The following is a 21,161-nucleotide window of genomic DNA, read 5'->3' as shown; positions in this document are numbered from 1 at the left end:
AAAATGTGCCGGGGCGCGATACGAGCAACTACTCAAAGTTATCCGTCTGCGCACCGCGCATTGCAAGTGCCACGACGGCGCTCCTTCCCGGCCTCGCGGTGGCCAGCTACAGTTTTCAGGGATTCCGCCGAATCGCTGGAAATCGTCGCGCGAGCGCAGGCTGAGTATGCATTGGGATGTGGTTGTCGTCGGGGCGGGAGCCGCCGGATTGGTGGCGGCGGAACGCGCCGCCTCGCGCGGACGGCGCACGTTGCTTCTGGAAAAGAACCGCAAGCCGGGCGTGAAGATCCTCATCTCCGGCGGCACGCGCTGCAATCTCACCCATGCGACCGACGCCCGCGGCATCGTCACGGCCTACGGGCCGCCGGGCCGGTTTCTGCATTCGGCGCTCGCGGCTCTCTCGCCCGCCGATCTGGTGGCACTGGTCGAGGCCGAAGGCGTGGCCACGAAGATCGAGCCCGATACCGGCAAAATTTTTCCCGCGAGCGATCGGGCCCTCGACGTGCTGGGTGCGTTCCTGGCCCGATTGCGGCGCACCGATTGCGAACTGGCGCTCGGCGAAGCGCTCTCCGACGTTCAGCACACCGTCGACGGCTTTGACCTCGCGACTTCAAAACGCACGCTCCTCACCAAGAAACTCGTGATCACCACGGGCGGCCAGTCGTACCCGGGGTGCGGCACGACGGGCGATGGCTACCGCTTTGCCACGCACTTGGGGCATGGGCTCGTTCCGCCGCGCCCGGCCCTGGTGCCCGTCACGATTTCGACTCCCTGGGTGCAAGAGCTGACCGGCGTCACGATCCCCGATACCGGCTTGCGCGTGATTGATCCCGAGATCGAGAATGCCAAGGCCCGCGTCCTCGACAGTCGCCGCGGGTCGCTCCTGTTCACGCACTTTGGGCTTTCCGGCCCCGTAGCGCTCGATATCAGCCGCGTGGTCACGGCGCACGCGCGGCCGCAGTTGCTGCGCATGGAATGCGATTTTCTGCCGAATGTCTCGGCCGTCGCGCTCGAAGAAGAGCTTCGCGCCGCGGCCGCCGCGTCGGGCAAAAAGCAACTCTTGTCGCTCGTGCCAGAACTCTTACCGCGCCGGCTGGCCGAAAGCCTGCTGCGCGCGGCCGGCCTGGCGGCTGAGAAAAAGGCGGGCGAGATGAGCAAGACCGAACGTGCGACGCTCGTCCGCGCGCTCAAGCAGACCGTGATCGCGATCAACGGCACGCGCGGCTTCTTGAAAGCCGAAGTCACCGCCGGCGGCATCCCGCTGGCGGAAGTCGATTCGCGCACGCTCGAAAGCAAGATCGTGCCCGGCTTGCACCTGGCCGGCGAAGTCCTCGACCTCGACGGCCCGATCGGCGGCTACAACTTCCAAGCCGCCTTCAGCACCGGCTGGCTGGCGGGGTTGAGTGTATAAATATAACAATTCGAAAATGTGGTCGCTCAGCTGCGAGCATGAGCAGGATGCGGAACGACACCGCTATTCACTGTTTCGCCATTTAGGGATCGACAAATGCGGAAACCCGGTCTCGTAATTGTAACGGCGCTCATCATCTTCGGCCCACTGTATTATTTTTACCGGCATCCGAGCGAGCAAATGCCGCCGCTTGCGCAGTTTCTGCTTGACATTTTGCTCTTCGTTTGCGCTTACATGATTTCACAGAGATCCGCTGTTGAGGACGCCGAGCGGCGTGCGAATCAAAAGTGGGTTCCCCAGTCACGCCAAGCTTGTCGGGGGTTACTAACGGTCTGGTCGGAAGTCCAAACGCTACGTCTCGATGTTTCGGAGATGTGCTCGATTATTACCAAGGATATTCCGGAGATGCAGGCTCCAAAAATGCAAGGCGCTCGCACGGTCCTTTCAGCGCAGTGTGGTTCCAATGCGCAACGGCTCGACGGGATCGGAGATCACCTGCTCGACGCGCTAGCCGCGTGGGAAACATTTATCGGAGCAAATTGTGAGGGGCTCGAGTGCGCGATCATAAGCGAGGAGCTTGCGACCCGAAAAGCCGCGATTGAGGCAAAGATCGCGGCTCGTTCGCGGGAAAAGTGTAATGGCGAAAGCGCGAACCTTCCCAGTGGCTCCGAAGATATCTAGACGTTCCCGAAACACAAGTTTTTGTCACGGCGTGAAATCATCCGTCGATTTCAAACTCAGCGCAAAGCCGGCCAGTAGGTTGGCCGTGTGGTCGATATCCGTCAGCGAGATCATTTCGACCGGGCTGTGCATGTAGCGGTTCGGGATGCTCACCAGGCCCGTCGCCATGCCGGCGCGGCTGACTTGCATCACGTTGGCGTCGGTGCCGGTCGCGCGGCCGCTGGCGGCCATCTGGTACGGCACGGCCCCCTTCTCGGCCACCTCGACCAGCCGGTCGACGACGCGTGGGTTCATGTTTGGCCCGCGGTAGATCACCGGACCGCCGCCCAAGCGCACGTCCCCTTCCTGCTTCTTATCAACCGTTGGGCAGTCGGTGGCGTGCGTGACGTCGACGGCGATGCCGATCTGCGAATCGATCGCGTAGCTGGCCGTCTGGGCACCGCGCAGGCCGATTTCTTCCTGCACGGTCGAAGCGCAGTACAGCCCGATGTCGAGCTTGCGCATCGTGGCGCGGCGAAACGCCTCGACCACCACCCATAATCCCGACTTGTCGTCCATCGCCGTGGCAAAGGCGCAATCGTTCTGCATCGGCCGCAGGCCGAGCTGCATGGTGACCGGATCGCCAATGCGGACCAGCTTGGCAGCGTCTTCCTTGTCTTTGGCCCCGATGTCGATCCACAGGTCCTTGAGCTTCACGACTTGCTTGCGCTCTTCGTCGGTGAGCAAGTGGATGGCCTTGCGGGCGATGATGGCCGGCACCGGGCCGCTGGCGGTCCAGACCGTCATCGGCTGGCCGATCAAGACTTGCGGGTCCCAGCCGCCAATGGTTTGGGCGTAGATAAATCCTTCGGCGTCGATGTGCTGCACGAGCATGCCGATCTGGTCGCAATGCCCGGCGAACATCAGCCGGACCTTGGCGTCGGGATTTTTCACGGCGATGACGTTGCCGTGCAGGTCGGTCGTGATCTTGTCGGCAAACTCCGCGAGGTAGCTGCGGACAAGCTCTTGAACCGGTTGCTCAAAGCCCGAGGGGCTGGGGGTTTCGAGGATTTTCTTGAAGAATTCGAGCGGTGCGGCGTCCATCCGTCTGGCCTTCCGTGAATAGCGGTTCTGGGTGCAGGGCGGCCGGCCGCGCATGATGCGCAGTACCGATTCCGCAGCCGGATTATCGCGTTTGTTATTTGCTTTGAAAAGATTGACTGCCGCCGCGTGCCGTTCTCCATGATTCAGTGCTCGCACGCCCGCACATGAGCCCGCCAGATTCTCTCCGCTTCGACGAGGTCGTTTCTTTCAGCGAACTCTCGAAGTTTCTGATAGCGCTCGAAAATCGGCAGGTGGCACGCCCACCACAGCTTTTGCTCGCAATCGACGCAGAAGCCCAGGGCGTTGCCGTCGAGCTCTTCGGTGTGGTTCGAGCCATTCATGCCACACTCGTAAACTCTGCAATGCTCCAAGCCGAACATGTGGCCGCTTTCGTGCAATGCCACCTTAAGCGTTCGTAGCAGGCACACCTGAAACTCTGCGGGACCGGCATCGGGATCGCCGTAACGATGAAAGGAATGGATGCCGACTCGGGCGTCAAAGCTGGCCTGGCCAAAGACGTAATTCCACTCATCGCCGGGGTACAGATCTACAGCGGTCAGCCCAAGCACGGCCACGGCATTTTTCGGCCGTCGCGGCGCGAGGATATCTTCCAGGATGTAGTTCGTGAGAATCTGGTCATCTGACCTGCTCTCTGAACGCACTCGGCGATAGTCCGCTGGCACCGTATCGAGCGGAATGTCGGAGAGCGATAAGGCCTGAACACCGAAGAAAATTCCCAACAACTCGCGCGTCTTATCGACAACCCTTTGTTGGGCAGCGGTCATCTGGCCGACATTCGCCACATAGAGCGTGGTGCGAATTTCATTCGGCCGGTTCGGATTCGTGGCCAGATATTCATCGAAAGTTTGTCCTTTGGTACCGTGGCGCGCGAGCCAGTCATTTTTGTCCGGAATTCGCTTTGCGACCTGTAACGGCAGAATCCGTCGCGCTCCTTCCGAAAGGCGTTCGCGCTCGGCGGTGGAGACCTGCGCCGCGTTCGAGCGGTGTTCCGGGGCGTCAGCTGCCAAAGAGCTTTCGACATGCCAGCGAACGGCGCCATAGGCGCCCGCGGCCAAGAGTAAAACGGCGCCCGCCAGAGTCCAGAAGCGATTACCGAAGCGCAGCTGGTACCACCGGCGTCCTGATGCACTTGATGTGCTGTCCATGATCATAAGTTTATCGCCTTAGCGGCGGTTTTGCCTGCCTTGACGACCCTCGCCGGCGCAACTTACGATTGTGGATTCCCCCCGCGTCCGCACCACCCTTAACTGCCCGAATTCGACCGATGGAGAAAACCAAAGTCGCCATTGTCGGATTAGGGACCGTCGGCTCCGGGGTCGCGAAGCTGCTTCTGGACTACGGCGACCGCACGGGCCGGCATGCCGGGCGGGTCTTGTGGCTCGAGCAAGTCGTGGTGCGCGACGTCACCAAGCCGCGCGATTGCGACCTTCCGGCCGGCCTCATCTCGGCCGATTTGAAGCGGATCACGAGCGACCCCGAGATCGTGGCCGTGGCCCATCTGCTGGGCGGGCTCGAGCCGGCGCGTTCGATCATGCTGGCTCTGCTCGAAAGCGGCAAGGACGTGGTGACCGCCAACAAGGCGCTTTTGGCCGAGCATGGGCCCGAACTGTTCGATCGGGCCCGCGAGCTGGGACGTTCGATCGCCTTCGAGGCCTCGGTGGCCGGCGGCATTCCGATCATCGCCGCCATCAGCCAATGCCTGTCGGCGAATCAGATTCTTTCACTGAACGCCATCCTGAACGGCACCAGCAACTTCGTGCTGACGCAGATGGAGGAGCAAGGCATTTCGTACGCCGAGGCGTTGGCCGCGGCCCAGCGGCGCGGCTATGCCGAGGCCGATCCGACAATGGACGTCGACGGGACCGACACGGCGCAGAAGCTCGCCATCCTCGCCCACCTGGCCTTTGGCGCGCGGGTCCACTGGCGCGACATCCCACGCTCGGGCATCGACACGCTCGACATCGCCGACATGATGTATGCCAAGGAGCTCGGCTATCGGATCAAGCTGTTGGCCGTGGCCGAGCTTGTGAACGGCGATCTGGAACTGCACGTCTCGCCGACCTTGGTGCGCTGCGGTACGCCGCTGGCCGAGGTGCGCAGCGCCTACAACGCAATTTCGGTCGTGGGCGACGCCGTGGGCCGGGTGTTCTTCCACGGTTTGGGCGCGGGGCAAATGCCCACGGCCTCGGCCGTGGTCGCGGATTTGATCGACACGGTCGTCGGCCGCACGGCCATCACCTTCCGCACGCTGGAACTGTGGTCGCAGCGCGAGGCGCTGGTCACCCCGCGCGAGCACGATCGCACCGGCGGCCGCTTCTATATGCGCTTTCAGGTCGCCGATCGGCCGGGCGTGATGTCCGAAATCACCGGCGTGCTGGGGCGGCAGGGGATTTCGATCGCCTCGGTCATTCAGCACGAAGCGACCGAAGCGGAGCGCGACGTCGTGCCGCTGGTGATCATGACCCACCACGCCAGCGAAGGGGCGACGCGCGTGGCCAAGGAAGAAATCGATCGCCTGCCGGCCGTCCGACCGGGCAGCGTCAGAATGCGAGTGCGGGATTAGTTTACCGTTTATGAGGATCAAAAAACCCCTCTCCCTCCGGGAGAGGACAGGGTGAGGGGAGAAACGAAACATAACGAATAGGGTTGAATAGCACGCTGAGTCGCTCAGCCATGCGAACGCCGGTTGTGGCGGAACGCGTTACCCTCCCCCGACCCCTCCCTGACAGGGAGGGGAGATTTTGACGAGTTGAAGTGTGAACCATGAAATACGCGATCGTCATACCGGATGGCTGTGCCGACGAGCCGCAGGAATCGCTCGGCGGCCGCACGCCACTCGAAGCGGCCCACGTGCCACACATGGATGCGATCGCCGCCGCGGGGGTCGTGGGCCGCGCGAGCCATGTGCCGGCTTCGCTGCCACCGGGATCGGACGTGGCCAACCTGAGCTTGTTCGGTTACGACCCGCTCGCGTATTTCACCGGCCGCGCGCCGTTGGAAGCGGCGGCGCAGGGCATCGAGCTGGGGGCGGACGACTGGGCCATCCGCTGTAACCTGGTCACGGTCGAAGACCAGACGATGCGCGACTTCACGGCCGGCCATATCTCGACCGAAGAAGCGACGTCGCTCTTGGCGACCGCGCAGGAAAAGCTCGGCGGCGATCGTCTGAAGTTCTTTCCCGGCGTCAGCTATCGAAATTTGCTCGTCTATCGCGGCGCGGGAAAACCGGCCCCATTCGGCAACGACACGCGGGCGACCCCGCCGCATGATCTCACGGATAAGAGCGTGCTGGATGATTACCCGCGCGGTCCCGGCAGCGACGTGCTGAATCAACTCATGCACGACAGCGTGGCGCTCTTTGCCGACCATCCGGTGAATGTCGCGCGGCGCAAGGCGGGCAAGCTGCCGGCCACGAATATCTGGCTGTGGGGCCAGGGACGCATGCCGGCGCTAACGCCGTTTCAGGAAGCGTACGGTCACAGCGGCGCCATGATCACGGCCGTGGACCTGCTGCGCGGACTGGCGGCGCTGGTCGGCTGGAAGCGGATCGAAGTACCCGGCGCCACCGGCTATCTCGACACCGACTACGCGGCCAAGGGACGCTACGCCATCGACGCGATTCCCACGACCGACATTATCTGCGTACACGTCGAGGCCACGGACGAAGCCTCGCACGAAGGGCGCGCCGAAGAGAAAATCAAGGCCCTGGAAGAGATCGACCGGCACATCGTCGGGCCGCTGCACGCGGCGCTTAAGAAGCACGGCGATTACCGGATCCTCGTGACGCCCGACCATCCCACGCCAATCCGCACCAAGACGCACAGCCACGGCGCCGTGCCGTGGACCATCGCCGGAACGAATGTGAATCCTGACGGGCTAGCCACGTATAGCGAGACGACCGCGGCAAAGTCGAGCCTATCGTTCGATCCCGGCTGGAAGTTGATGCGCTACTTCCTGGAGGGGACGAACTCGTAGGGTGCACTGTGTGCACCACAGCAACGACGAAAGACATGGTGCTCGCAGAGCACCCTACCAAAGTATTTAACCGCTCCGCTTGCGGAGCGTTTCGTGACCAGACAACCGTCGCTCGCCCAACGTAACGAGACATCATGCCACTGATCGTGCAAAAATTCGGCGGCACCAGCGTCGCCGACAGTCAAAAGATTCTGGCCGCCGCGCGCAAGGCCGTTCGCGCCCAGGCCGACGGCAATCGCGTCGTGATGGTTGTCAGCGCCATGGGGCACAACACCGACATCCTGGTCGACCTGGCCCACGAGATCATGGATCATCCGCCGGCGCGCGAGATGGACATGCTCCTATCGACCGGCGAGCAGGTGAGCGTGGCCTTGATGGCCATGGCCATCGAGTCGCTGGGATGCCAGGCCATTAGCTTCACCGGGGCCCAGATCGGCATCCGCACCGACCGCACGCACACCAAGGCGCGGATTCACTCGATCTCGACCGATCGCATGCGGCAGGCGCTCGACGATGGCAAGATCGTCATCGCGGCCGGGTTCCAAGGCATCGACGAGGACGGCAACATCACGACGCTGGGCCGCGGCGGCAGCGATACCACGGCCGTGGCGCTGGCCGCGGTGCTCGAGGCCAATTCGTGCGAGATCTACACCGACGTCGATGGCGTCTACACGACCGATCCGCGACAACTGCCCGAGGCGCGGCGCATGAAGCAGGTCAGCTATGACGAAATGCTCGAGCTGGCCAGCCTGGGCGCCGGCGTCATGCACAGCCGGTCGATCGAATTCGCGAAGAAGTTCTCCGTGCCGATCCATGTGCGCAGCAGCTTCAGCGACCAGCCAGGCTCGATGATCACCGAGCGCCCCGAGGCCGTCGGGCAAGCGGTCAGCGGTGCGTCGCTCGTCAAGAACGAGGCGCGGGTCACGCTCCTGGGCGTGCCGGATAAGCCCGGCACCAGCCTGGCACTCTTCTCGAAGATCGCCGCCAAGAACGTTTCGGTCGACATGATCGTGCAGAACGTGGGGGCCGAGGCGAAAGCCGATATTTCGTTTACCGTGCCGAAGGACGAGCTGCCCACGACGCTGCGCGCCGTCGAGGCCGTGGCGGCCGAGCTGTCGGCCGAGGGGTTCAGTCAGGACGACAGCGTGTCGAAGATTTCGGTCGTCGGCGTCGGCATGGCGACCCAAACCGGCGTCGCCGAACGTATGTTCCGCGCTCTGGCCGACGCGCAGGTCAACATCCTGATGATCACCACCAGCGAAATCAAAATCTCGGTGCTGGTGAGCCGCGACCAGGGAACGACGGCGCTGCGGGCCGTACACCGGGCGTTCGAGTTGGATAGGCCTCCACAAGCGACCGATGCCAATGGCGGCCATGCCGAGCCGGCCCGCGCAAGCACGGCCGACGACATCGTGGCAACGCTGAAGGGGAAAATTGTTGCCCGGTTGCAGGGAATGGAAGACCTGACCATCGACGACATCCAGCTCGACGAGTCGCAAGCCCGGGTGACGATCAGCGGTCTTCCGGATCAGCCGGGCCTGGCGGCGGAAGTATTCGAGCGGATCGCAGCCGGCAATATCTTCGTCGATATGATCGTGCAAAGCCTGGGGCGCGCCGGGCATGCGAACCTCAGCTTCACCGTGCCGCAGTCGCACTTGGACAAGGCGCTCAAGGTCAGCCGCGAAACAGCCACGAAACTGGGCTGCGGGCCGGTCACCAGCTCGCCGCGCGTGGCCAAGCTGTCGGTGTCGGGCATCGGCATGCGCAGTCATACCGACGTCGCGATCCGCATGTTCCGCTCGCTGTCGCAAGCCGGGATCAACGTCGAAATGATCAACACGAGCGAAGTTCGCGTGAACGTTGTCGTCGACGGAGCGGCAGGTCAGAAAGGCCTGGAATGCCTGAAGCAGGCGTTCGCGGATGCACGCGTTTAATTAGCAGGCAGTAGGCAGAGGGCAGAGGGAAGAGGGAAGAGGGAAGAGGGCAGAGGGCAGTGGGGAGTGGGCAGTAATAAAGAAGGTATCGCTTGCCCTCTTTTCGCTGCCATCTGCCGGCTGCCTACTGCCCGCTACTCCCCCAGCACGTCGTTCAGCACTTCTTCCGAGACGTAGATCGGGAGCGGCGGATCGCAGGTTACCGCCACGGCGATCGCGTCCGAGGGGCGGGCGTCCACCTCGATCGTTTCGCCTTCGTGCTTGATCTGTAGCTTGGCGTAGTAGGTATGGTCCTTGAGCTCGCTGATCACCACGCTTTGGAACTCGGCGCCCAGGTGCTCGGTGACGCGCACCAGCAAGTCATGCGTGAGCGGGCGTGGCGAGCCGTGTCCCTTCACTCGCCGATCGATGCTCGTAGCCTCGAAGATGCCGATCAGGATGGGGAACGAGCGATCGCCGTCGACCTCCTTCAAGTAGATCACCTGCTGCTCGTTGATCTCGCTGATGATGATCCGCGACAATTCCATCTGCACTGGCATAGACGAACTCCACCACCTTCGAGACGAGCGGCACGGAACGTGGCAAGCAGAGACGCTTGCCGGCAGCAATGTTGATTATATCGTCGAGGTACGACGGCGAGCTAGCCGCCAGGTTTTGAGAATTGCCAGCGAACGCATTTCGCTGACAATCGTCAGTCGTGGCCGGCGTCAATCCGCGCACCGCAAACTCCCTCTCCCTTCGGGAGAGGGCCGGGGTGAGGGAGCGGCAAATCGGATTCGCCCCTGAATGCCCTCACCCTGCCCCTCTCCCGAAGGCCCGAAGGGAGAGGGGGCTTCTCGATACATAACTCCACGACGCGAAAACCGAGGGAATGTGCGGCGGCGAGCCGCTGGTTACAATGTTGAGCTTATCGCACTGACTCGACACATGAAGGGACAACTATGCGTGCCAACCGTTTTCAGCCGCTCGCCGCATTCCTGACGGTTTTGCTGATCTTTGCCGACGACGCGCTCGCGGCGGATGATGTGACCACCACGCCGCTGACGCTGCAACCGGCCGTGGCCTTTCCGAAGCTTGCGTGGGAGGGCTGGAGCGCCGAGAGCGATAGTGGCATCCTGATCCCCATCCGCCCCATCACGGTGACGCATGCCGGCGACGGCACGAACCGGGTCTTCGTGCCCGAGCAGCGCGGAAAAATCTACGTTTTTGCCAACGATCAGAACGCCGAGCAGACCAAGATTTTTCTCGATATCACCTCGAAGGTCTCTTACAACGACAAGACCGACGAGGAGGGACTGTTGGGACTCGCCTTTCATCCCAAGTACAAAGACAATGGCCGCTTCTTCGTCTATTACACCAACACGACCACGCCGCATCGCAACATCGTGGCCAGCTACCGGGTGAGCAAGGACGATCCGAACCGAGCCGATCCCGGCAGCGAAGAAATCCTGCTCGACATCAAGAAGCCGTTCTGGAATCACGATGGTGGTACGATCGCCTTCGGACCGGATGGGCACCTGTATATCGCACTCGGCGACGGCGGCGCGGCCAACGACCCGATGGGCAACGGTCAGAAGCTGTCGACGATCCTGGGCAAGATTCTGCGCATCGACATCGACCACAAGGACGGCGACAAGAACTACGCGATTCCCAAGGACAATCCTTTCGTCGACAAAGCTGATGCCCGGCCCGAAATTTGGGCCTATGGTCTGCGCAACGTGTGGCGCATGGCGTTCGATCGCAAGACGGGCACGCTGTGGGCCGGCGACGTCGGCCAGGACGTTTGGGAAGAAATCGACCTCATCACCCGTGGCGGCAACTACGGCTGGAACATCCGCGAAGGCAAGCATCCGTTCATCAAGAAGGGGGCTACCGCGCCGGCCGTGGCCGAAGCCCCGAAGGGCGCTATCGACCCGATCTGGGAGTATCACCACGACGTCGGTAAGTCGATCACGGGCGGGGCCGTCTATCGCGGCAAGCGGCTCCCGGAATTGGAAGGCGCCTACCTGTACGCCGACTATGTGACGGCCAAGATATGGGCCCTGCGCTACGACCCCGATTCGAAGCGCGTGACGGCCAACCAGGAGATCGCTTTCCCGCAAAAGCTGCCGATCATGAGCTTCGGCGAGGACGAGGAAGGAGACGTCTACTTCACGACGTACTCGCTCTCCGGCCAGGGAATCTATCGCTTCGAGCGCGGCGGCGAAGCCACGGCAGCCGCCGGCGGAAAGTAAGCGCTGAGCAAGTAGGATGCAGACGTCGCCGGCAAGAGCACACGACTATACCTTGGCGAGTCGCTTCTCGTAGTCGGCGACGAACAACCGTTTGCCGCGGGTAACGATCTTGTGCCCTTCGGCTTCCAGGTGCTGCCGCAAGGCGGCCAGGCCGCCGGGGTATTTGGCGTTCAGCTCGCCGCCGGTTTTCAGCGTGCGCCAGTAGGGCGTGATGCGCTTCTGTCCGGCGTCGGCCGCCTCTTCGGCGGCGTGCGCCGCGATCCAGGCGAAGATGCCCGTCGTGATCGGGCAAGCCATCGAGACTTTGTGCGCTTTGGCGAGGCACGCACGGATTTCGCTGATCGTGATCAGCCTGCCGCGGCGGATCGTGCGCATGATCGCGTCAACCTCGCGCGGAGCCGGCACGACCATCGTGCCGGTCCCCCAGCGTTTTGTCATGCGTCCCGTGATGCGCCCCGTTTTGGGAAGCCCCTTGTCGTCAGCCAACTTTTCACGCCAGGTTTTGCGCTTGGGCATAGGGGACCTCCTGCGGAACCTTGTAGGTGTGGTGACCCTGACAATGAACTCGCTCATCGCTCAGCACTTCGCGCTCAGCGTTTACTTCTCCAGGCTTTCACCCTTCTCGGCCTTGCGCTTCAGATAATCGCACGGCTCGTAGACGGGGCCGTATTTCTTGTGCCAGGCCGCGAGCTTGTCGTAGATGTATTTTGCGCCCAGCGTGTCGGCCCACTTCATCACGCCGCCGCGGTAAGCGGGAAATCCCATCCCCATCACACAAGCCACGTCGATGTCGGACGGCCGGATGGCGATTCCCTCGTCCAGGCAACGACAAGCCTCATTCACCACGCCGAACATCACGTGCTCGACGATATCCTTATCGGAAACTTCCATCACGGCTGGGTTGCCTGCGTCGGCCCGAGCCTTGGCGATGAAGCCAGCCAGCTCCGGATCGTGCTCGGCCTTCTTGCCTTCGTACTTGTAGTAGCCGCGCCCGGTCTTCTCGCCGAAGCGCTTGGCCGCGAAGAGGTGATCAACCAAGGTCGAGACGTAGTTGTGATCCGAGTAGGCCTTGGCCAGGATGCCGCCGGCGAATTTCGCCACGTCAACGCCCGCCAGATCCGACATGCGGAAGGGGCCCATCGGCATGCCCCAGTCGTAGACCGCTTTGTCCAAGCGGTACAAGTCGACGCCGTGATCGACGAGCAAGAGCGCCGTCTGGCCGTACGGGAAGAATATCCGGTTCACGAGGAAGCCTACGCAGTTGCCCACCGTGACCGGCGTCTTCTTCAGTTGCTTCACCAGGTTGATGGCTGAATTGAGCGCCTGTGGGCTGGTCTTCTTGCTGCGCACGACTTCGACCAGCGGCATGACATGGGCAGGCGAGAAAAAGTGCGTCCCGAGGATGCGATCTTGCGCCTTGGTCTTCTCGCCGATCACGTCCAGGTCGATGGTCGATGTGTTCGACGCCAGGATGCAATCTGGCCGCACCGCTTTCTCCAGATCGGCGAAGACCCCCTGCTTGAGTTCAATGTTCTCGATCACGGCCTCGATCACCATGTCGACTTTGTCGAAGCCTGTGTAATCGATTTGCGGCGCGAGCCGGGCCATCATCTGATCGTATTTGTCCTGGGCGAGCTTGCCTTTCTTGACGCGCGATTCGAGGTTCGACTGGATGCGGCCACGCCCGGCCTCAGCGAACTCGGCGTTCACTTCCTTGAGCACGACTTCGAAGCCCGACTGCAAGAGCGAGGTGGCGATGCCGGAGCCCATTGTGCCGCCGCCGAGCACGGCCACGCGTTTAATCGCTTTGGGCTCGAACTTTTGATCCGTGACGCCGGGAACTTTCGGCGCAGCACGGGTCGCGAAAAAGATGTGGATCATGCCGGCCGCCTGGGGGCTGGCCAGGCACTTGGCAAAGTTCTCGGCCTCGCGCTTGAGCCCCGCCTGGTAGCCGTCGGTGACGCCGGTAAGGATAGCGTCCATGCACAGGTGCGGGTGGACCAGGTTGCGCAGCTTGTCGCCGCCGATCGCCTTGGCCCCTTCCATGATCATGCGCGCTTCGTCGGGCGTGCCGATCTTGTCGTTCAACTGCGAAGCCCGAACCGGTTTCGCCTGGCCGTCGGCCAGCTTGCGCGCCGCGGCAATCGCGGCATCGATCAACCGCTCGGGCTCGACCATCTCCTGGATGATGCCCAGGGCGAGAGCCTCTTTGCCGCGAGCTTCGACCGAGGTGAGCATCATCTCCGTGGCTTTTTGCACGCCGACGATGCGCGGCAATCGCTGCGTGCCCGCGGCGCCCGGAATGATCCCCAGCGTCAGCTCGGGCAATCCGCACCGGCAGCGCGTGGTACCGACCCGCCAGTGGCCGGCCATGGCCACTTCCAATCCGCCACCGAGTGCAAAGCCGTCGATAGCCATGACGACGGGCTTCGCGTTGGCTTCCAACTCTTCGAGCTTGCCGGTCAGGGCGCCGATATTCTGCGAGTCGACTTTGCCCTTGCCCTCGGCCAGCGCCTGCAGGCCGGTGATATCGGCGCCGGCGATGAAATTGTCGCGAGCCCCGGTGATGACCATGGCGCGAATGCCCGCGTCTTTGTTGGCTTCTGCCACGCGCGAGAAGATCCCTTCGACAACCGGCGTACTGAGCGAATTCACCGGCGGCGAATCGATGGTAATCAGGGCCACATCACCACGACGCTCAAGATGCACGACTTCGCTCATGATTTTGCTCTCGACGATTTGATGGTTGAACGGCGCGGCGATTTATCGCCGACGTACGATCGATGGTCCTTGCGGATGATCCCCCACGTAGCGATACCCAGGCCGGAATCGGCTGGAAAGCGGCCGCTTGCCGGCCCGAAGCGCGTCATACTAAGGGCGCGCGACGCGGCGTTCAATCCCCTGATTCGCCGGCGAGCCACGCGAAGCGCGCAACCGAGCATTTCGGGCAACGAATCATGCACGACTCGAAATTCAGCTGACGCGAGCGAAGAGACTTACCGCAGAGGCAGAATCTGCTGCGGAGCCGCTGCCGAAGGGGGCGCAGGGGGCACAGCGGCCGGAGGAACGACCACCGGAGGCACAAGACCGGGCGCACCCGGCGGAGGAGCGTTGGCCGGAGGCGGCGGAGGGAGATTGCCCAAGGGAGGCATCGGCACGCCTGTTACCGCGGCGGGCGCGCTGGCCGCGTTGACCGCCGAAACGTAGCGCCTGAGCAAGTCGTGCGTCTCGTGAAACTCGGGCCGATCGGCCAGCAAGCGGTACTGTGGATCGACCGCGATGCGGTCATAACGCACGAGCGCCGCGTTCAAGTCAGGAAGGGGGGCCGGCTGATTGGCCATCGTCGGCACGGGCAGCGCCAAATAGTTTCGCCACGTATCATCGACCAGCGGATCGAGACGTCGTGACGCGTCGATCAGGCCTTGACGTAACTGGTCGACGGCCGTTGGCGTGGCGGGCACCATGTTCACCGCCGGTATGACGGAGGGATTGATCGGCGGCGCGCCGATCGTGTTCCGCGCGACCATCTCGACCAACTGCTCGGCCTGCGGCGGCACGACCGTGCCGTTGGCGTAGTAGGCCGCCACGGCCCGATTATCGATTTTTAGCACCGAGCCATCCAAGGCGACCCCGGCGAACAACCCACGGGCTCGCGAATAGCTATAGACCTCGGCGCTTAGCTTGAGATCCGTTCCGGCCGAAGTTTGCCGCCCGACCGGCCCAGCGGCGACCGAGGCATCGGCGCCGAGTGTGAATTCGCTCCCGTTGAGGATCGTGTCCGGCCCTTTGCGATTCTTGAACACCAGCACGACATCGGTCGATTGCAGGCCGACCTGCCAGCCGACGCTGCCGCCGGTGAACGTCATAAACAACGGAGCGCGCCACGCGCCGCTGGGGTCGCGCACCAGGACCACGCCGCGACCGAATCGGCCGGCGATAATGAAACCACCTTTGACGACGTTGGGAATGATGGCAATCGCCTGAGCGTCGGCCAGCATCGAGCGCGGTATCGACGTCGCGCGCAAATCCGTGAAGCTTTGCAGCACTTCGAGGGAAGCCGCGACCGTCTGCGCCTCGACCGTTTGCGCGTGAGTCGCCTTGGCGCCAACCATTACGCCGACAATCGCAGCACAACTGAGAATCGTGTGGCGCAAACGCATCGGTCGGTCTCCGATTGGTGGCGGTAACTTTCGGGTACGCCGCGGGAGGCGCGCGAGCCTGTGTCAAAAGCAAGCGGGAGGGAAACTTAGACCAGATGAGCAATCCGGTCCAGGTCGATTTGCCGACCGGAATGCTGTCAGGATGGAACCGCCGGATGTATCCGCGGGTGTTAATGCCGGCTACATTGAACCGCGCTGACAGTATCGAATACCTATGGCGCCTCGCGTCGTGCCCTTTCGAACCAGACGCTAGCAGCGCCTGAGCTGGTGACGGTCTTCGGGGGAACCTCGTCATGATCGAACTAGAGCATCGCGGCTCGGTCACGGTGTTGCACATGGTGCGCGGCCGGGGCAACGCCTTGGATATCTCGTTTCTCGAGGCGCTCATCGAGGCCCTCTCGCATGTGGAACGCAGCGAGTGCACTGCGGTCGTGCTGACTGGCAAGGGACGCATTTTTGGCGCCGGCGTCGACCTGCCGGCGCTCGTCGCCGGCGGGCCTGACTATGTCCGCCAATTCATCCCGCTGATGACGCGCGGCTTCGAGCGGCTGGTGAAGTTTCCCAAGCCGCTTGTGGCGGCCACCAACGGTCACGCGATCGCCGGCGGCGCGATCCTCATGCTGGCTTGCGACGTGCGATTGCTCGCGCGCGGTGAGGCAAAAATCGGACTGACCGAGGTCCTGGTCGGCGTGCAATTCCCGGCGTGGGCCTTGGAGATCGCGCGGTTCGCCACTCCGCCGCAACATTTTCCGGAGATGATTCTCACCGGCCGCACCTGGCTGCCCGAGCAAGCCCTGGCTCGCGGCCTGGTCGATGAGCTGGTCGAACCCGAGCAGTTGCTCGCCCGAGCCTGCGCGGTTGCCGAGGAGTTGTCCGCCGTTCCACCTGCCACGTACGCGGCCACTAAACTGGCCGTGCGGCGGCCGATGATCGACGCGGCCGAGCGACTGACAAAAAGCGAGGACGCGGCCATCATCGAACGTTGGTGCTCGCCCGCCGTCCTGGAGAGCGTGGGGCGCTTTGCGGCGAAATCGATCAGCAGCAAGGGTTGATCACGAAACCCGCGGTTATTTTGTGAGGCCCGTCGGCGGCCTTCCCTTGGCGTCTTTCACCGAATCGATCACGGCCTGCATCGCGTCGAGATATTGCGCGAGGGCCTTTTGACCGCTGGGCGTAATGCGGTACGTCGATTTGGGCCGCGCGCCGACGAACGCTTTCTGGCAGCGGATGTAACCCGCCTCGGCCAGCTTCTCCAGGTGCAGGCCCAGCGCGCCGTCGCTGACTTCGAGGCGCTTCTTCAGCGTCGTGAAATCGAGGCCGCCGTCGACGCGCAGCGCCGTAAGCACTCCCAGCCGGATCGGGCCATGCACGGTCGTATCGAGTCCGTTAAAGTCGACCGGCATTTTTCAGGTCCTCGCGACGCTGCATCCAGCGCACGATGAGAACGGTCGACATGCCGCCCGCCATCAACCATAGGCCGATCAACAGGCCCGTCGTTCTGAAGGAAAACAGCGGGGCACACGCGCCGGCGGCCATGGTCGCCACGGCCCAGCCAACCCAGTAACGCCGACTGCGATCGAGAATCCCTGTGCCGAACATAAACAAGCCGAACAAGAAGAAGGTCGCGACCGTGATCGCGCTTGCCTGGATCCCCAGCCACGCTGTCCAGGCGACAAACGCGACATAACACGGCACCAGCGCGGCGGCGACGATCATCGATTGGCGATTCTCGCGCCACAAGAGTGGCGCCAAACCGCGCCGGCGATAACTAACCAACAGCATTACCGCGACAACGACGAGCGCCGGCACGACGACCCAGGCCGAATACCGCAGATGGGCGGGCGACCCGCGCTCGATTGGCTCGGGCACGCGCGTCCACGCGGTGACCGCAGTCAAAAATACACCCAGCGCGGCCATGGCCAGGTTGTGCCCGATGACGTCGCGCTCGCAGGCCGGCGAAAACCCCAAGGCTTGCCGCATCGCGGCCAGGTCGTCGCGGACTCGTTCGATATTGGTCTCGCTCATCGCCAGCTCTCCGGGAGAAACGCCGTTTACTCTTGCATGACGATTACTCTTTAAATAAGAGTATCGGGTGGTAGCGCCTCGGTCAAGCCAATTTTGTCGGGCAAATGTATCCGCGGCCGCCCGGCGCCGAAAAACGCTCGCCGGACGCGCCGCGATCTGGTAGCTTCGCGGTTGGGGAAGCCCTGAAATGGGCAAACCGTCTCGCTGCCGGAAGCATCCTTCTTAGGGAGGCGTGGCCATGATCTTGCGCGCGATTCTGCCTGCCTTGGTATTCGTCTTAGCCGCGAACCGGGCGCTGTTCTCCTGGGGCGTGGAGGGCACCGACGGCTACTTCCAGACGTCCGACAGCTTGAAGATTCATTACATCGAAGCAGGACGCGAGACGGCCACTGGCAATCCCGTAGTTCTGATCCACGGTTACACCGGCACGGCACGCGGCAACTGGTTCACTAACGGCGTGGCCGAGGCATTGGCCAAGAATCATTGGGTCATTGCCATCGATTGCCGCGGCCACGGCAACAGCGACAAGCCGCACGACGCCGATAAATACGGGCCGGCCATGGCCCGCGACGTAATCGAATTGATGGACCATTTGAAGATTCCCAAAGCGCACATCCACGGCTATTCCATGGGCGGCGCGATTACAGGCCAACTACTGGCAAAACATCCCGAGCGATTCATTACGGCATCGTTCGGCGGATCAGGCATTCCGGAGGTTGATCCCGCGTGGAAAGAAAAGACGCCCGCCGATAAGCCAGGCCCCGACCCGCAAGAAGCCGAAGCGCGCGAGAAACTATCGCATCACCCCGATCGCGACGAAGAGGCGCTGGCAGCCGTGCGGCAATATCCGTGGAAACCCGAGGAGCGCTCGAAGATCGATCTTACGATCGTCACCGTCCCGGTCCTGGCGATCAATGGCGAGTTCGACGGACCGAACGCCAAGACCGCGCGGATGCAACGCGAGCTGAAGAATTTCAAAGGCGTCGTGCTTCCCGGCAAGTCGCACTTGACGGCGATCATGGCCGGGTATATTCCGCGCGAATACATCGACGAGCTCGTGGCGTTCCTCGACGCCAACGATAAGAGCAACGACAAGAAATGAAGTCGTGCGAGGCACGCCGCGCCAGGAGGGGGCTCATGCGATCGCGCGTTCAAGACGCCAGCCGACGGAACGTCGTCGCCGTCTGCCTGGCTTTATGGTTCGCCCCTTTTCCGAGCTGTGCGGCGGAAGAAACGCGTCCTGCACCGCGGGTCGATGCGCTGGGCGACCCGCTGCCGAACGGCGCGCGTTTGCGTCTGGGCACGGTGCGCTTTCGGCCTCCATCCAGCGTTTCCGATCTGGCTCTCTCGCCCGACGGCAAGACGCTGGTCTCGATCGGCGAACAGTTGATCATCTGGGATACGGATACCGGCAAACAACGCTTTCGCAAGCCGGCGTTGGCCTATTTCCACAGTATGTCTTCTTATGGCTGTCGCACGGTCTGCTTTGCGGCCGATGGCCAGCATTTCTATACGCCGGGGGAACGCGACGACCTCCTCGTATGGGATCTCGACGGCAGTTGTCGACAGATGACGCTCAAGCCGGATGCAGATTTACAAGGGGCACCGGTCGAGCGGACCACACCCAGCGAGTGCCGGGCCATCGACGTCGCGGGAAACGGCGAGCTTTTCGCTTACGGAACCGCGCGCGGTGTGGTCGTGGCAGGCCGCGACGGAAAGATTCTCTACACGGTTCCCAACCGTGGCTTTACCGATCTGCTGTCCGCCGCGAAAGCCCGCGGCAACGACAAGAACAGCGATCGCCTGGCGTTCGGGGGACATTTCAGCTTCGTGCGATTCTCACCCGACGGCAAGACACTGGCCGTCGTGCTGAGCGAAAAGCCGGACGAGCTAAGGTTGCTCGAAGCTGCGACGGGAGCAGAGCTGCGGCGCGTGCAGTTGCAGGCGTGGATGGTGCGGCTCGATTTCTCGCCCGACGGCACGCGGCTGGTTACCACCGAGCGCGATCGCGCCGTGCGACTCTATGACGTGGCGACCGGCCAGGAAGTCTGGTCGCGGGTCCTGAACCTGGACAATCCTTATGAGAACTACACCTCCGCGGTCGCTTTTCATCCCCGCGGCGAATTCCTCGTAGCCGCTGCGACGGACGACAAGCTGCATCTGCTAACTGCCGCGACCGGCGAAGAAATCGGCACGCTCGACGGCCACACGTCCAAGCCCTGGGCACTGGCTTTTTCGACCGACGGCAAGTTGCTGTACTCGTCGGGCTGGGATTCGGCCATCCGTCGCTGGGACGTCGACGCGCGCAAGCAATTGCCGCTGCCTGTGGGCACGCGCGGCAGCTCGGTCGTGACGATGTCGCCCGACGGCCGGACGGTCGCCTTTGCCGGCGGCGGTGGCACCCTGCACCTGGTCAGCGCGGACGAGGGACAGGAACTGCGTGCGTTGCACGAAGACGGGATGACCTTCTCGCAATTGCGCTTTTCGCCCGATAGTCGATTGTTAGCCGCCGGCGGCACCGTCCATGACGATGTTCGCGCGTTGATCTTCGATGCCGCCACAGGCGAGGTCCACAGGCGCTGGACCTGGCCGAAAGGCGCGGATCCGTACTCGACCATCGAATGCCTCGATTTCACGCCCGACAATCGCCGACTTGCCGGTGCGGTCTTTCGCCAGCATGCCGCGTACCTGTGGGACGTCGACGCGGAAAAGGAAATCGCCGAAATCGAGCATTCGCAAATTTACGGCCTGTCGTTCAACCCCGACGGCAAGACCCTGGCCACGGCCGGCTGGGACAAAATGGTCCGCTTCTGGAACGCCGATACAGGCGAGGAGCAGAGGGCCACGAAAGCTGGCGGTGATGGCGGCGACGTGCGTATGTACACCGTTTGCTACTCACCAGCGGGTGATCTTCTTGCCACGGCGCAACTCGACGGTAAGGTCCGACTGTGGAAACTACCTGAGATGACGCCGCACGCGACTCTCCAGGTGAAGGGCCGATTCGTATTTGGTGCTCTGAGTTTCTCACCGGACGGTCTCTATCTGGCCACCGGCAGTATGGCTGGCCAGGTTGAATTGTGGGACGCCCAATCCGGCCTGAAGGTCATGGACGTGGGCCGCCACGAAAGTTACGTGTACACGCTGGCATTCGGCCATGACAACCGCACGATCCTAAGTGGCGGCAGCGATGGGGTCGGCTACGTGTGGGATTTGCGTCGCGGCGAGCACCGACCAGTACCCGATCCTAAGGAGCTTTGGCGTCGACTCTCGGAAGACGATATAGCGAGCGCCTATCAGGCCGTTTGCGATTTAGAAGAACAGCCGGACGTGGCCCTGCAGTTATTGGGTGAACGGCTACGTGCCACGAGATTCGTGATGGAGAATCACCGAAAGCCGGCCCCCGACGAAGAGGCTCTACGGGTCCAGCGGCTCAAAAAGCTGCTGTTGGAAAAGCCCGATTCCAATACAATTCGCGCGACGGCGGCGCGTCGGGCGTTGGCCTTGCTCGCGCGCTTGCGCAGCCCGGCGGCGATTGCGCTCTTGAAGGAGCTCGCCGATCGCGAACCCAGGGACGATCTTGCGCCGTTGGCCGAGGCGGCGCTCAAACATCCGCTGCCCGCGGGGTGAGCGCGGGCAT

17 protein-coding genes are annotated in these 21,161 nt (G+C 62.8%); 9 read left to right on the top strand and 8 right to left on the bottom strand.

The genetic code is table 11. The features are described 5' to 3' along the window. The first annotated feature begins 166 nt into the window (after positions 1–166). Both VHD36_02010 and VHD36_02005 read left to right on the top strand, forming a co-directional pair. Positions 167–1,411, top strand: coding sequence for an NAD(P)/FAD-dependent oxidoreductase (locus VHD36_02010; protein ID HVU86065.1), 1,245 nt, complete (start codon positions 167–169; stop codon positions 1,409–1,411). Between the two features lie 96 nt (positions 1,412–1,507). Then, positions 1,508–2,092, top strand: a complete 585-nt coding sequence (locus VHD36_02005; GenBank protein HVU86064.1) for a hypothetical protein — start codon at positions 1,508–1,510, stop codon at positions 2,090–2,092. Between the two features lie 24 nt (positions 2,093–2,116). Here VHD36_02005 and VHD36_02000 read toward each other — a convergent pair whose 3' ends face one another. Both VHD36_02000 and VHD36_01995 read right to left on the bottom strand, forming a co-directional pair. Further along, positions 2,117–3,175, bottom strand: coding sequence for a M42 family metallopeptidase (locus VHD36_02000; GenBank protein ID HVU86063.1), 1,059 nt, complete (start codon positions 3,173–3,175; stop codon positions 2,117–2,119). 143 nt (positions 3,176–3,318) lie between these two features. Next, entirely contained in the window at positions 3,319–4,347 is a 1,029-nt protein-coding gene (locus VHD36_01995; protein HVU86062.1) for an archaemetzincin, read from the bottom strand. Between the two features lie 113 nt (positions 4,348–4,460). Here VHD36_01995 and VHD36_01990 point away from each other — a divergent pair, with 113 nt between their 5' ends. The 3 genes from VHD36_01990 to VHD36_01980 all read left to right on the top strand — a co-directional run bounded on the left by VHD36_01990 (position 4,461) and on the right by VHD36_01980 (position 9,105). Then, positions 4,461–5,759 (top strand): homoserine dehydrogenase, encoded by a 1,299-nt coding sequence (locus VHD36_01990; GenBank protein HVU86061.1) that lies wholly within the window; start codon positions 4,461–4,463, stop codon positions 5,757–5,759. Positions 5,760–5,959: 200 nt separating this feature from the next. Further along, positions 5,960–7,171: a cofactor-independent phosphoglycerate mutase gene (locus VHD36_01985; protein HVU86060.1), complete on the top strand. Its 1,212-nt coding sequence runs from the start codon at positions 5,960–5,962 to the stop codon at positions 7,169–7,171. Between the two features lie 134 nt (positions 7,172–7,305). Continuing rightward, the gene (locus VHD36_01980; GenBank protein HVU86059.1) at positions 7,306–9,105 is read left to right on the top strand and encodes an aspartate kinase; all 1,800 of its coding nucleotides are present in this window, start codon (positions 7,306–7,308) and stop codon (positions 9,103–9,105) included. A 134-nt stretch (positions 9,106–9,239) separates the two neighbouring features. Here VHD36_01980 and VHD36_01975 read toward each other — a convergent pair whose 3' ends face one another. After that, positions 9,240–9,644, bottom strand: coding sequence for a bifunctional nuclease family protein (locus VHD36_01975; protein HVU86058.1), 405 nt, complete (start codon positions 9,642–9,644; stop codon positions 9,240–9,242). Between the two features lie 402 nt (positions 9,645–10,046). Between VHD36_01975 and VHD36_01970 the strand changes: the two genes are divergently transcribed. Then, complete coding sequence (locus VHD36_01970; protein HVU86057.1) at positions 10,047–11,339, top strand: PQQ-dependent sugar dehydrogenase; 1,293 nt, start codon at positions 10,047–10,049, stop codon at positions 11,337–11,339. 45 nt (positions 11,340–11,384) lie between these two features. On the opposite strand, the gene VHD36_01965 is transcribed toward VHD36_01970, so the two are convergent. The 3 genes from VHD36_01965 to VHD36_01955 all read right to left on the bottom strand — a co-directional run bounded on the left by VHD36_01965 (position 11,385) and on the right by VHD36_01955 (position 15,499). After that, positions 11,385–11,855, bottom strand: coding sequence for a methylated DNA-protein cysteine methyltransferase (locus VHD36_01965; protein ID HVU86056.1), 471 nt, complete (start codon positions 11,853–11,855; stop codon positions 11,385–11,387). An 81-nt stretch (positions 11,856–11,936) separates the two neighbouring features. Further along, positions 11,937–14,060: a 3-hydroxyacyl-CoA dehydrogenase NAD-binding domain-containing protein gene (locus tag VHD36_01960; GenBank protein HVU86055.1), complete on the bottom strand. Its 2,124-nt coding sequence runs from the start codon at positions 14,058–14,060 to the stop codon at positions 11,937–11,939. A 275-nt stretch (positions 14,061–14,335) separates the two neighbouring features. Continuing rightward, positions 14,336–15,499, bottom strand: a complete 1,164-nt coding sequence (locus tag VHD36_01955; GenBank protein HVU86054.1) for a lipid-binding SYLF domain-containing protein — start codon at positions 15,497–15,499, stop codon at positions 14,336–14,338. 293 nt (positions 15,500–15,792) lie between these two features. Between VHD36_01955 and VHD36_01950 the strand changes: the two genes are divergently transcribed. Further along, positions 15,793–16,551 carry an enoyl-CoA hydratase/isomerase family protein gene (locus VHD36_01950; GenBank protein HVU86053.1) on the top strand — a complete coding sequence of 253 codons (759 nt, stop codon included), beginning with the start codon at positions 15,793–15,795 and terminating at the stop codon, positions 16,549–16,551. A gap of 15 nt (positions 16,552–16,566) precedes the next feature. Here the strand turns inward: VHD36_01950 and VHD36_01945 are convergent, their stop codons facing one another. After that, a complete protein-coding gene (locus VHD36_01945) occupies positions 16,567–16,902 on the bottom strand; it encodes a transcriptional regulator (protein HVU86052.1) in 336 nt (111 codons plus the stop codon). After that, positions 16,886–17,524, bottom strand: coding sequence for a hypothetical protein (locus tag VHD36_01940; protein ID HVU86051.1), 639 nt, complete (start codon positions 17,522–17,524; stop codon positions 16,886–16,888). Before VHD36_01940 ends, VHD36_01945 begins: the two co-directional genes overlap by 17 nt. Before the next feature lie 238 nt (positions 17,525–17,762). Between VHD36_01940 and VHD36_01935 the strand changes: the two genes are divergently transcribed. Beyond that, entirely contained in the window at positions 17,763–18,626 is an 864-nt protein-coding gene (locus VHD36_01935; GenBank protein ID HVU86050.1) for an alpha/beta hydrolase, read from the top strand. A 35-nt stretch (positions 18,627–18,661) separates the two neighbouring features. Next, positions 18,662–21,151, top strand: coding sequence for a WD40 repeat domain-containing protein (locus VHD36_01930; protein HVU86049.1), 2,490 nt, complete (start codon positions 18,662–18,664; stop codon positions 21,149–21,151). The last annotated feature ends 10 nt before the right edge of the window (positions 21,152–21,161 follow it).

The sequence above is a fragment of the Pirellulales bacterium genome, from assembly GCA_035546535.1.
Classification (GTDB): domain Bacteria; phylum Planctomycetota; class Planctomycetia; order Pirellulales; family JACPPG01; genus JACPPG01.
Note: the sequence above shows the minus strand (reverse complement) of the source record. Positions and strands in the feature narration are given on the sequence as shown.

Bases quoted from the DNA above. Each gene is read 5' to 3' on its own strand.
- VHD36_02010 (HVU86065.1), top strand. From the start codon at position 167: ATGCATTGGGATGTGGTTGTCGTCGGGGCGGGAGCCGCCGGATTGGTG.
- VHD36_02005 (HVU86064.1), top strand. From the start codon at position 1,508: ATGCGGAAACCCGGTCTCGTAATTGTAACGGCGCTCATCATCTTCGGC.
- VHD36_02000 (HVU86063.1), bottom strand. From the start codon at position 3,175: ATGGACGCCGCACCGCTCGAATTCTTCAAGAAAATCCTCGAAACCCCC.
- VHD36_01995 (HVU86062.1), bottom strand. From the start codon at position 4,347: ATGATCATGGACAGCACATCAAGTGCATCAGGACGCCGGTGGTACCAG.
- VHD36_01990 (HVU86061.1), top strand. From the start codon at position 4,461: ATGGAGAAAACCAAAGTCGCCATTGTCGGATTAGGGACCGTCGGCTCC.
- VHD36_01985 (HVU86060.1), top strand. From the start codon at position 5,960: ATGAAATACGCGATCGTCATACCGGATGGCTGTGCCGACGAGCCGCAG.
- VHD36_01980 (HVU86059.1), top strand. From the start codon at position 7,306: ATGCCACTGATCGTGCAAAAATTCGGCGGCACCAGCGTCGCCGACAGT.
- VHD36_01975 (HVU86058.1), bottom strand. From the start codon at position 9,644: ATGCCAGTGCAGATGGAATTGTCGCGGATCATCATCAGCGAGATCAAC.
- VHD36_01970 (HVU86057.1), top strand. From the start codon at position 10,047: ATGCGTGCCAACCGTTTTCAGCCGCTCGCCGCATTCCTGACGGTTTTG.
- VHD36_01965 (HVU86056.1), bottom strand. From the start codon at position 11,855: ATGCCCAAGCGCAAAACCTGGCGTGAAAAGTTGGCTGACGACAAGGGG.
- VHD36_01960 (HVU86055.1), bottom strand. From the start codon at position 14,060: ATGAGCGAAGTCGTGCATCTTGAGCGTCGTGGTGATGTGGCCCTGATT.
- VHD36_01955 (HVU86054.1), bottom strand. From the start codon at position 15,499: ATGCGTTTGCGCCACACGATTCTCAGTTGTGCTGCGATTGTCGGCGTA.
- VHD36_01950 (HVU86053.1), top strand. From the start codon at position 15,793: ATGATCGAACTAGAGCATCGCGGCTCGGTCACGGTGTTGCACATGGTG.
- VHD36_01945 (HVU86052.1), bottom strand. From the start codon at position 16,902: ATGCCGGTCGACTTTAACGGACTCGATACGACCGTGCATGGCCCGATC.
- VHD36_01940 (HVU86051.1), bottom strand. From the start codon at position 17,524: ATGAGCGAGACCAATATCGAACGAGTCCGCGACGACCTGGCCGCGATG.
- VHD36_01935 (HVU86050.1), top strand. From the start codon at position 17,763: ATGATCTTGCGCGCGATTCTGCCTGCCTTGGTATTCGTCTTAGCCGCG.
- VHD36_01930 (HVU86049.1), top strand. From the start codon at position 18,662: ATGCGATCGCGCGTTCAAGACGCCAGCCGACGGAACGTCGTCGCCGTC.